9 protein-coding genes are annotated in these 11,714 nt (G+C 59.0%); 5 read left to right on the forward strand and 4 right to left on the reverse strand.

Annotated elements, in window-relative coordinates; all coding sequences use genetic code 11:
- Positions 1 to 42: 42 nt before the first annotated feature.
- Positions 43 to 513, reverse strand: a complete 471-nt coding sequence (locus G5149_RS18600; protein WP_201948061.1) for an Lrp/AsnC family transcriptional regulator — start codon at positions 511 to 513, stop codon at positions 43 to 45.
- Positions 514 to 656: 143 nt separating this feature from the next.
- Here G5149_RS18600 and G5149_RS18605 point away from each other — a divergent pair, with 143 nt between their 5' ends.
- On the forward strand, positions 657 to 1,175 hold the full coding sequence (locus G5149_RS18605; protein ID WP_216952807.1) for a cyclin-dependent kinase inhibitor 3 family protein: 519 nt from the start codon (positions 657 to 659) through the stop codon (positions 1,173 to 1,175).
- Here the strand turns inward: G5149_RS18605 and metA are convergent, their stop codons facing one another.
- On the reverse strand, positions 1,176 to 2,123 hold the full coding sequence (metA, locus tag G5149_RS18610; protein ID WP_042053667.1) for a homoserine O-acetyltransferase MetA: 948 nt from the start codon (positions 2,121 to 2,123) through the stop codon (positions 1,176 to 1,178). It abuts the gene before it with no gap.
- A gap of 144 nt (positions 2,124 to 2,267) precedes the next feature.
- Here metA and G5149_RS18615 point away from each other — a divergent pair, with 144 nt between their 5' ends.
- From G5149_RS18615 to yidA, 4 genes are all read left to right on the forward strand, one after another.
- Entirely contained in the window at positions 2,268 to 3,506 is a 1,239-nt protein-coding gene (locus G5149_RS18615; protein WP_216980032.1) for an HD-GYP domain-containing protein, read from the forward strand.
- 53 nt (positions 3,507 to 3,559) lie between these two features.
- Complete coding sequence (locus G5149_RS18620) at positions 3,560 to 4,708, forward strand: CinA family nicotinamide mononucleotide deamidase-related protein (RefSeq protein WP_421213308.1); 1,149 nt, start codon at positions 3,560 to 3,562, stop codon at positions 4,706 to 4,708.
- Positions 4,709 to 4,963: 255 nt separating this feature from the next.
- On the forward strand, positions 4,964 to 6,631 hold the full coding sequence (locus tag G5149_RS18625; RefSeq protein ID WP_337073171.1) for a FapA family protein: 1,668 nt from the start codon (positions 4,964 to 4,966) through the stop codon (positions 6,629 to 6,631).
- Positions 6,632 to 6,745: 114 nt separating this feature from the next.
- The gene (gene yidA, locus G5149_RS18630; protein ID WP_216980029.1) at positions 6,746 to 7,555 is read left to right on the forward strand and encodes a sugar-phosphatase; all 810 of its coding nucleotides are present in this window, start codon (positions 6,746 to 6,748) and stop codon (positions 7,553 to 7,555) included.
- 108 nt (positions 7,556 to 7,663) lie between these two features.
- On the opposite strand, the gene G5149_RS18635 is transcribed toward yidA, so the two are convergent.
- Positions 7,664 to 10,747, reverse strand: coding sequence for a transglycosylase domain-containing protein (locus G5149_RS18635; RefSeq protein ID WP_216980028.1), 3,084 nt, complete (start codon positions 10,745 to 10,747; stop codon positions 7,664 to 7,666).
- Between the two features lie 208 nt (positions 10,748 to 10,955).
- Positions 10,956 to 11,273 carry a PTS system regulator TmaR gene (tmaR, locus tag G5149_RS18640; protein ID WP_005336024.1) on the reverse strand — a complete coding sequence of 106 codons (318 nt, stop codon included), beginning with the start codon at positions 11,271 to 11,273 and terminating at the stop codon, positions 10,956 to 10,958.
- Positions 11,274 to 11,714 lie beyond the last annotated feature (441 nt).

The following is an 11,714-nucleotide window of genomic DNA, read 5'->3' on the forward strand; positions in this document are numbered from 1 at the left end:
GGCGGTTTTTTCTATCTATCCATATTGTCAGCCCACTGGCCGTTATGGCTGGGGAAAGCAGGGCAGGGAGCGGCTGAACTTGTGCTCGAACACCAGCGAGGTTTCGAGGTGCACCACCTCCTCGCGGGAGGTGAAGTGATCAAAGACGAAGTTACGCAGGTGCTCGGTGTCGGAGACACACAGGTGCACCAGAAAATCATCCTTGCCCCCCATGTGGAACAGGCTGATCACCTCGGGCAGCGCCAGAATGGCATCGCGGAAAGCATCGATGATCTGGCGGCTGTGGCGGGCCAGCTGCAGGGAGACCATTGCCTGAATGTGACCCCCGAGGGCCTGATAATCCACTTCACAGTGCGCTCCCTTGAGCACGCCATCCTGCTGCAACTTACGCACCCGCTCCAGACAGGTGGAGGGGGCAACGCCCACCAGCGCGGCCAGCTCCTTGTTGGTCATGCCCGCATCCCGAAACAGATGGGCCAGGATATCCAAATCCAGTTGATCCAGGTTTCTCATCTTAACTCCTTGAACCGCTCAATTTTTTAGACTCTGCCCGTAAACCGGGGCAAACACAACGGCCATTGACATCCCTCCGGCCCCGCCTATCCTTGGCGCCATTCACCGACCGCAGACCTGCGGCCACTACGCGAGGATCCGCCATGCACCCGTTTCACCCCTTCTGGAGCCTTGAGGTTCCCCGTGTCGATGGCCAGTTACTGCTGACTCCCTGCCCCGGCACCCAGCAGGTGCCGCTGACCCTGGCGCTCGATCAACTGCGGTTGGCCGGTGCCCACGGGGTGGTGACCCTGATGACGAGCGCCGAGCTGACCCGACTCGAACTGGCGCCGCTCGGCCAGCAGGTCGAGCACGAAGGGATGCGCTGGTTCCATCTGCCCATCGAGGATGATCTGGCCCCCGACACCGCCTTCGAGGCCGCCTGGCAACAGGCACTGCCGCAGCTGCGCGAGCTGCTGGGGGATGGCAAGCATCTGGTCATCCATTGCAAAGGGGGCAGCGGTCGTACCGGGCTGGTCGCCGCCGCGCTACTGATGACCCTCGGCCAGCCGCAGCAAGAAGCGATGGCCGCCATCAAGGCCCACAGACCCAAGGCATTCGCGTTAGCCTGCCACCGCCAATGGCTCGACCAGCTGGCCGAGCGGCTGGAGCAGGGCGACTGACTACTTGCCCCCCTGGTCGTAGGTGAAGACCTTGCCGATATCCTCCACCCGATAACTGGTGAGCTGATAGACGTAGTAGTTGAGCCAGTTGGCAAACAGCAGATGACCATGGCTGCGCCAGCTGGCGCGCGGCGTCCGGCTCGGATCGTTATTCGGGTAGTAGTTGACCGGAATGGCCGGGTCGAGCCCCGCCGCTAGATCACGCTGATACTCCCCATCCAGTGTCAAAGCATCGTACTCCGGATGGCCAGTGACAAACACCTGACGACAATCCTTGGTCGCAGCCAGATAAACCCCCGCCTCTTCTGACTCTGCAAAGATCTGCAAGTCGGTCTGGGCACGGATCAGATCGCCATCAAACGCCGCATAACGGGAGTGGGGGGCGACAAACTCGTCGTCGAAACCGCGCAGCAGCGGCTCATGCTCGTCGAGGCGGTGGTGGCGATAAACCCCGGAGAGCTTCTCGCCGTGGGTCTGCTTCTCCATGCCATACAAGGCTTTAAGCGCCGCCTGCACCGCCCAGCAGAGAAACAGAGTGGAGGTCACGTGCTGATGGGACCACTCGATGATCTCGACAATGCGCGGCCAGTAGACCACCTCCTCGAACTCCACCAGCCCAAGCGGCGCCCCGGTGATGATCATGCCGTCGTAGTTGTTGCCACGCACCTGTTCGAAGTCGTGATAGAAGTTCTCGAGGTGGGCCTGAGGTGTGTTCTTTGACTCCCTGTCATCAATGCGCAACAGATCCACATCCACCTGCAGCGGCGAGTTGGAGAGCATCCGCATCAGCTGGATCTCGGTCTCAATTTTCTTGGGCATCAGATTGAGGATCAACACCCGCAGCGGGCGGATGTTCTGGGTGACGGCCCGGGATTCCGTCATCACGAAGATGTTCTCCTGCCCCAGCACTTCGGCGGCGGGTAACTGATCCGGGATCTTGATCGGCATGCTTACTCCCTGTACTGCATCAGTAAATATGTCTGGACATCCAGAAGCCTATAATAAAGCTCCTGCCCTGTCATCAGATACCTTTTGTATTCACCCCCGCCTTTGACTAGCATACGGCTCAGTGTGTCTCCTGCTTCCAAGATAATGACCGGTATCAAGATTTCCGTAGATCGACTGCAAGTCGGCAACTATGTATCCCTGCCACTGGGGTGGCGCGAACACCCGTTCCTGTTTTCCAGCTTCAAGATCAAAAGTGAAGAAGAGATCGAGCTGATCCGCCGTCTCGGCCTGAAACTGGTCACCATCATTCCCGACAAGAGCGACGTTCCGCCCAAGCCCCTCAATCAGGTACAGCCTCAGCAACAAGAGAGCGCAGACGCCGCACAGCGGCAAGCCCGAATGCAGCAGGAGAAGGATCAGCGTATAGAGCAGTTGCAACAGTATCGCCGCAATTTGCAGCAGTGCGAGAAGCAGTTCCAGCAGTCGCTGGCACAGGTGCGCAGCGTGATGAGCAAGATCCAGTCCCGCCCCCTCAATGCCATCGGCGAGGCACAGGAGCTGGTCAACGCCATGACCGAGCAACTGCTCTCGGTGGACGAGATGGTGCTCCATCTGGTCTCCGACAGCGAGGATGGCAACAACCTCTACTTCCACTCCCTCAATGTGAGCGTGCTCAGCATGCTGCTGGCCAAGGAGTGCTGCATGACGGCCGACGAGATCCGTCAGGTCGGCATGGGGGCGCTGTTCCACGATATCGGCAAGTTGAAGATCCCGAGCCAGATCCTGCGCAAGACCGAGCCGCTGACCAAGCCGGAGCAGAACCTGATGGCCCAGCACCCGCGCTACGGGCTGGATCTGCTCAATCTGGCCAAGGATTTCCCGGCCGAGGCGAAGGGGATCGTGCTCCATCACCATGAATATCTCGATGGCAGCGGGCCGGAAGGGCTCAAGGGTGGCCAGCTCGATCCGCTGACCCAGATGGTGTCGCTGATCAACGAGTACGATAACCTCTGCCACATGCAGGCCAAGGTACCCTACTCGGCCCTGAGCGGCCTCTACAAGCAGCGCAAGGCGCAGTTTAATCCGGAGTACCTCAGCATGCTGATCCGGCTGATGGGGATCTACCCCCCCGGCAGCGTGGTGCAGCTCTCCAACGGTCAGGTGGGACTGGTGATGTCGGTCAACGCTTCCCGCCTGCTCTACCCCTCGGTGCTGGTCTACGATCCGCGCATTCCCCGTCAGGAAGCCGCCATCATCGACCTGCAGCAAGCCGAACTGTCGATCGCCAAGGTGATCCACCCCAAACGGCTGCCGCCCGCCGTGTTCGAGTACCTCAATCCGCGTACCCGGATCAGCTACTACTTCGAGCACAACAAAGCCTGATTGTGTTGGCCCGAGGCCAACCGTTGCCACCCGTTTAATCCAAGGAGCCAGCCATGCGTATCGAGATCATCAGTACCGGAGATGAAATAGTGACGGGTCTGGTGGTGGATACCAACGCGGCCTGGCTCAGCGCTCTGCTGCTGGAGCAGGGCTGGCAGGTGCGCCGTCGCCTGACGGTAGGGGACAACCTCACCGACCTGAAAACGGTGCTGCAAGAGAGTGCCAGCCGCGCCGAGGTGGTGCTGGTGTGTGGCGGACTCGGGCCCACTGCCGATGACCTGACCGCTCAGGCGGCAGCTGAAGCCTTTGACCAGCCACTCACCCTCTTCCCCGAATGGCTCGCTACCATCGAAGCGCGCTACGCCAGCCGTGGCCGCCCCATGGCACAAAGCAATGCCAAACAGGCATGGCTGCCACAGGGGAGCGAGATCCTCGACAACCCGGTCGGCACCGCCTGCGGCTTTGTGGTGCGAAGTGGCCATAGCCAGCTCTTCTTCACCCCGGGCGTGCCGTTCGAGTTCAAACAGATGGTGCGCGAGCAAATTCTGCCGCGCCTCAAACAGCTGGCCGGTGCGCAGATCGATACCGAGCTGCGTCGCTTTTACACCTTCGGCGTCTCGGAGTCGGCGCTCAGCGATATGCTGGATGCCGAACCCTGGCCAGCCGGCATCGAGCTGGGTTACCGCTCCTCCATGCCCCTTATCGAGCTGAAACTGATCGGCCACGACGCCAGTACCGCTGACATGGAGAGTGCCGAGCGCCGACTGCTGGATACGATCCGTCCCTGGCTGGTTGGCAGCGGAGATACGGAACCGGCGCAGCAGATCCTGGCGCTGCTGCAAGGCAAACCGCTGGCTCTGCTGGAGGGAGAGAGTGGCGGCGCCCTGCTGGCGCTTTGTCACGGCCATCCCAGGCTGGAGGCCAACTTCAGTACGCAACTGGCCGATGAGCTGGCGCAACTGCCGACCGCCGATGCGGGCCTGCAACTGACCATAGGGCGAGAGGGCACTGAGGGTGTACCACTGCTACTCAGCGCCGATGGAAAACACGTCGGTCAGACGGTCAAGGTCAGCCACCCCGACCCGGAGAGTCGCCGCAAGATCCTCGCCTTTGCCGCCCTCGACATGCTGCGCCGCCATATGCTGGGTGAGCCGGTGCTCGGCGATTACCTCACCCTGGCCAGAACAGCCCAGCGCAGCTGATAAGAACCGCCACTCCCCTGCCAGCAACCCTATGTCGCTGGCGCTGCGATCCGTCTTTTCACTCCGTTTCCAAACAGCGCCCACATTTATCTGGCCGCCATCACCGATTTGACTTCAATTCATTGACCATTCAGAGGAAATATCTGAATACTGCCCACTCTCAGGGTTGGCGACTCGCTTTATTAATCATTGAGAGATTAAATGACAGTAGAGGAACGAGCAGATCGTTCCGTTCTCATCCAGCAAGGAGATGCGGTGTTAAGCAAAGAGTGGTTGCTGCTATCAAGCGATATGGAACTGGTCTGCCTGCGGATTGCCGCCGGTCTCACCAAACCTGTCACGGAACAGGATGTGCAGGCTCTGCTGCTCGCTTCCAACTGTCGCCGCTATCAGCCGCTGCCCGAGGGGATCAAACAGGCCATCAGCCTGCTTAATACCCTGCTCACCAACCCTGCCGCCCCCGTCCCTGCCAACCCCATCCCCATCGGCAAGCGTCAGGATGCCCGACTCGCCGTAATAGTGGAGAAGGATCGCATGAGCGCCATCGCCCAGATCACTGCCGACTGGGGGGGCAAGTATGTGACGCTGGAACAGCTGAAAGAGACGATCGCCATCAGCGAAATCAAACAGGGGGTGAGTGAGCAACTGCTCACCGCTGCCATCCAGTCAGCCAAGGAGGCCGCCCCCGGCAGTCAGCTCAAGCTGGTGATTGCCAACGGCCAGCCTGCCGTCAATGGTCAGGACACTCGCTATGAGCGGCTGGTGGAGACACCGGCCGAGCGGATCCTCAAGCCGCAAGAACTGGATCATGGCAAAGTCGATCTGCGAGATCTTGGTTCCATCGTCACCGTCAAGGCAGGGGCCCAGCTGATGCGCCGCCATCCTGCCACCGTCGGGGTGCCCGGCTTTACCGTGACAGGTCAGGACTTGCCTGCCAAGGATGGTAAAGACAGTCCAATGAGTGCTGGCGAGGGAACCTTCATCTCCCCCGACGATCCCGACTTGTTGATCGCCAGTAGGGCTGGCCTGCCCTGCCAGGAGAAAGCAGGTATGAAAGTGGACGAGGTACTCAGTGTCAAGCAGGTGGATGCCCGCCACGGCCACATTGCGTTTGAGGGGGGATTAATCGTCAGCGGCGACGTCAACCCGGGCATGAAAATACGGGTCAGCGGTGACATCGTCATCGGTGGATTTATCGAAGGAGGTTGGATCGAAGCAGGGGGCAGCATTACGGTACGGCACGGTATCATTGGCCGCCGCAACGAGCAGGGAGAGTACCTTTGCCAGCTCAATGCCCAAGGGGAGATCCACGCCAGCTATGCCCAATACGCGCAGCTGGAAGCGGGTGGAGATATACAAATCCAGAGCCAGCTCAGCCACTGCTACACCCGCAGTGGACGGGATATCAAGGTGGGTGACACTAACATGCGTAAAGGCAATCTGCTGGGTGGAACCAGCATTGCCAATCGTCTAATCATGGCCCCCAGCCTGGGGGCCGAGGCCGCCAACCATACCCGGCTGCAGATCCTCGGTGGCTACTTCACCCACAAGGAACAGGAACACCAACTCAAGTTGCGCCAGCTGGAGTGTCAGGCCCAGCTCGACAAGATCAAGGCACTGGTGATGAAACTGCTGCAACTGCCCAGCGATAAACGCAATTCTGATACCTTGCGCAAGCTCAAACCAATCCGCGATCACCAGCTGGCGGAGCTGACCCTCATCCACGAACAGATCACGGCAAACAATGAAGATATGCAGAACTTGATGGCGCAAATGGAGGTCATTGCCACCCAGCATCTGTTCTCCGGCATCGAGGTCGAGATGGCCTGCTTTAAACGCAAGGTTACCATCACCCGAGGCCCCACCCGTCTGACCATTCATGATGACACGTTGGAGATGACCCCTTACGAGGGGCACAAATAGATCAACCGACACCGGCAGCTCGCTGTGCCGGCCGTGATCCCGACGCCGATTTTCGCTACACTCGCCACTTCCTTGGCCCCACCGGGCGGGCCACCCAGACTCAGGTAGTGAGAGATGTACAAGCTGATCGCATTGGATATGGATGGCACCCTGCTCAACCCGCAGGGCCAAATTACTCCCCGCACCCACGCCGCCATCAGCGCCGCGCGCGCCAAAGGGGTAACCGTAGTGCTGGCCTCTGGCCGTCCACTGGAAGGCATGAGCCGCTATCTGGAAGAACTCGGCCTCACCACAGAGCATGACTACGTCATCTGCTACAACGGCGCCCTGGTACAACAGGTTGCCGATCAGCGCATCATCCGCAGCCAGCTGCTGACCGGCAGTGACGCCAGCGCCATCGCCAAACTGGCCGACGAGCTGGAGGTGAACGTCCACGGTTTCTCGGTCACCCGTGGCCTGATCAGCCCCCGTGTCAGCACCTACACCGAGCACGAATCCCGCCTGATCGGCATGCCGATCAATCTGATCGACTTCGCCACCCTGCCTGCCGACGAGCAGATCATGAAGGTGATGATGATCGACGAGCCGCCCCAGCTCTCCCGCGCCATCGAGCGACTGCCCGCAGAGCTCTATGAACGCTATACCGTGGTACAGAGCGCCCCCTTCTTCCTCGAGTTCATGAACAAGCACAGCAACAAGGGGACCGGCGTTGCCGCGCTGGCCGAGCACCTTGGCCTGACCGCCGCTCAGGTGATCTGCGTCGGAGATGCGGGTAACGATCGCCACATGATCGAGTACGCTGGCCTCGGGGTTGCGATGGGGAATGCCACCGACGAGATCAAGGATCTCGCCCAGCACACCACTGCCCGCAACGATGAAGATGGTGTGGCCCAGGTGATCGAGCAGTTCGTACTGAACACCTGATCGCAATCGATCGCCGCTGCGCCCGATTAGGAAATGAAAACGGGGAGGCTGTCAGCCTCCCCGTTTTTCTGGTCAGTTACCTGCGTGATGAACGGTAATTCGCTCGTTTCACTGGTTCGCCAGACACTGGGTATGGGAACCTGGTTGCAGGTAAGGCATCAGCAGGGGAGCCATGCCCTTGAGCACCTGCACCGGCAGTGCAGATGTGAAGCGGAACTTGTCGGACTGGCTACCCGGTACATAGGCGGTCAGGGTACCGAAGTGATCATCCCCCAGATAGAAAACGAAGGTCGCGGTTCGGTTGCGCGCCAGCGAGCTGGTCACATTGCCATAACGGCCTACTGTTTCAATCCGGTTATCACCGGTGCCGGTCTTGCCCCCCATCTGCAACACAGTGCCGTCCTGCAGAGTAAAAGCACCGGCGATACGTCTTGCTGTGCCCCCTTCCACCACCTTGGAGAGCGCACTGCGCAGGGCTGCCGCCACCTCTGCCGGCATCACTCGGGTTCCCTCGGTGTGTTGTGGCTCAAACTCGGTCTCGAAGGGAGTCCCCTTGGCAAACGAGAGGTGCTCGATCCGCAGGGTCGGCGAACGGATGCCACCATTCTGGATTATGCCCATCAGCTCGGCCAGTGCAGCCGGACGATCACCGGAGCTCCCCAAGGCGGTCGCCAAGGACGGCACCAGATGGTCGAACGGATAACCAAGCTTGGCCCAGCGCTGATGAATATCGAGAAACGCTTCCACCTCCAGCATGGTGCGGATCCGGCTATCACGAGCACTGCGATGACGGGTCTTGAACAACCAGCTGTAGACCTCCTGGCGTTCGTCACGGCTGGCAGCAACGGCATCGGCAAAGGTTGCCTTGTCAAACTCCTTGAGATAGGCCAGCAACCACAGCTCCAGCGGGTGAACCCGGGCGATGTAGCCCTGATCCGGCAGTGAATACTTGCCCGGGCCATAGCTCACATAGAGCTGATTGATCCGTTTCGCACTCAGCTTCTCCCGCGGCAACCGCTCCGCCAGGAAGGCAGCAAATGCGGCTTCGCTGGCTTCCGGCATCAGGTAGCGGTGAACCGCCGCCAGACGTACCGCACTCGGCTTGAGACCGTCGAGGAAGGTATCAAGCTGCTCCTCGGGGGTCTTGCCGCGATATTTACGCCAGAAGCGCAGCAGATAGGTCTGGCCCTCTTTGTCGGCAAATTTGGCCAGATACTCCTGACGACGGGGATCCTTGTCGTCCTTCAGCAACTGGGCACGGTTGCCCTCCTTGTAGAGGCTGTAGCGCACGATATCGCGCATCAGCCGCACAAAGGGCAAGTTAATCGACTCACGTAGAGAGTCACGCAACGTCGGAATACGATTGTTATCCTCGCGGCGGAAGTTGTTGAAGGTGTGCATGCCGCCACCGGTAAAGAACCCCTCATTGGGGCTGGCGGAGTATTTGCGATCCAGCGCAGCTTCCAGCATCACAGGCAGGCTCTTGTCCTGAGCCGTCATCAGATAGGAGATGGCCCAGCGGCTGAGGTTGTCCTGAGAGACTGCAGCCAATTTACGCAGATTCTCGACCGGCATCCCGGCATAGTTGTCGTGCAGCTCGGCCACGATCTCCAGATAGGTGGTCAGCACCCGCAACTTGGCGGTTGAGCCCAACTCCAACTTGGAGCCTTCGTTGATATCGAACGGCTGATCGGTGTTGTCGGTCTGCACCCGCACCTTGAACCCTTCCGGCGATTTCTCGAACAGGGTGAAGCTGTAGCGCACATCGCCCGTCTTCTCAGGCGAGAGCAGGCGCTCGCCAAACAGCCCTACCTGGGCGGCAAACGCCGGATCGGCCAACTGCTGCAGATAACGGGATACTTCATTTTGCAGCGGCATGTTGAGGCTGGTATCGGCCGTCAGATCCATCCGGTCGAGGTCATAGAGCTGCACCCCGAGCTGACGGCTCAGGCGAGTACGGGCAACCTGCAACCCCTTGTTGTTGTTCACCCGGGTGATAGCTGGGGACTGCAGGAAGTCACGGAACGTAATCTTGGCCTTGAGCGCCGCCTCCATCAGAGGTGGCGTGATCATTCCCTCCTGCACAAACAGGCGCAGGTAGCTGTCGGTCAGGGTAGCCAATGCCTCTCGCCCCTGAGCCAGATAGTAAGAGGGACGGCGGTGCGCAATCATCAAAGAGACAACCTGACGCAGGGCAAGCCCCTGCTCGGCCAGTGGTGCGTTCTGGTTGCGGGCGGGGTCCAGCAGACGGTTCACGTCATCGACATTGGCACCAAACCAGACCCAGAGACCATCTCCCAGACCATGCACTTCACCATATCCCGGCGCAGCCGAGAGCGGTACCGAGTTGAGGTAGGCCCAGGCGACCAGTTTGCGCGCTTCGAGGGTTTCCGGCCCGAGACGATAAGCCCGCACGCTGGCAGAGGCCATCTGACGGATCTTCTCGGTCGGCGACAGGGTCAGGCCATCCGGCGAGTGGCGATACTTCTCCACCTGGGTCGCCAAGGTACTGCCACCGGCAGATTGATCCTGCATATCGAGCGCCTTGCCCACCTGAGAGAGCGCCGCCTTGGCAAAACGGGGCCAGTCGACCGCCGGGTTGGCCAACGGCTCTTCATTGCTCAGCAAGTCGCGGTTCTCGATAAACAGCAGCGACTGGATGACGAGCGGCGGAATGGAGTCAAAATCCGGATAGTGATGGGTCGGATACTTGAATTGATAGAAAGGTTCTGCGCGGCAATCGTGCAACGTCAGGCCAGCCTGCACCTTCTCGGTATAGGGCACGAAGAAGCCACGACTGGCGTAGTCATAGAGCGCGTCGGAGAAATGCACCTGCTTGCTGACTTCATAGCCCCGCTGCAGCAGGCGCTCCTGCATCATCGGCAGTTGCACATAGCCGAGCCGCTTGTCGAACGGGCCATCCTCAGGGAAAGCGATCTGCTTGCTCTGGCCTGGCTCGACCTGATAGGTGAGCTTGGCGGCATAGCGGGAGATCTCCTGAGATTGCAGCTTAGAGGTTTTCATCTCATAGCCAACCAGAGCGATCACCGCCCCCAGGCACAATAAAAAGAGAAAACAGAACAGCCAACGCCACCAGGGACGGCGCTTGCGCTTTGGGTTCCCGTCCGAGGTCTGGACAGATGAATCTTGAGATGCCACTTGTGTCAAATCCGTCTGTTCTGATGCGCCCATATCAGCCCCACCATGGTTGCGCAATTTATTGTGTTTCACTCAAGCTTAGTCTTTTCAAGTCAATGGCTTGAAACTATTGACCGCTTTGTGGTGATGGTAACAGGGCAATTCTAAAAAGGGGAGCCGATTGTTGCAGGAGTGGCAGAGATCCGAGCTGATAACAAAACACCGGCCAGTGGCCGGTGTCTCTTAAGCGAAAGCGCAACGCTTATTTGTGAGAGCTCATGCCCTTCAGTTTGGTGCTCAGCTCTTTACGCTCTTTGGAGAGCTCGGCGTTCTTGATGATGTGATCATCCACGCGCTCTTCATAGTCGGCACGCATGTTGGCGATGATCGCCTGCACATCATCAATGCTCATACCCGGCTTGATATAGTCGCTCAGGTTGTCGAGCAGCAGCACGCGCTTCTGGTTGTCACGGATCTTCTTCTCGTTATCCGCAATTTCACGCTTGAGTTTGTTCTGGCGACGGGACATACGCACATATTCCAGTACATCGCTGAAGGTGGACTTGTTTACTTGTTCCATATCGATACCACTGACTTAAGGTTGATAAAAGCTGGCCAAGTTACACCTGGAACCCGGCAAGCTAGGCGCGGGACAGGCAAACTCAAGATGTCCTTACTCTACCGAGTTATAAGCGAGATACAACCCTAATCGCGCGCCATGAACAGAGTTTGGCCAAAAGTAAACCAGTTAAAATGGCTAGTAATCCATCAGATAAGGGCTTGATATAGATAGAAAATGGAGGAGATGGCAGGGTTTTAGTTCTCTTCCTGCAGATAAATGCTAACACTGGCTGTTTAACACGCTAAAAATACAAAAGCCCGGTTATGAACCCGGGCTTTGTGTTGGTTCTGGTGTGCAAATATAGGGGAGGCTCTGGGCAAATCGCCCATAGCAAAAAGGCCTTCCCAATCGGGAAGGCCTTCAAATTAGTGGCGGAGCGGACGGGACTCGAACCCGCGA

Source organism: Aeromonas sp. 600479, from assembly GCF_049175515.1.
Lineage (GTDB): Bacteria > Pseudomonadota > Gammaproteobacteria > Enterobacterales > Aeromonadaceae > Aeromonas > Aeromonas veronii_A.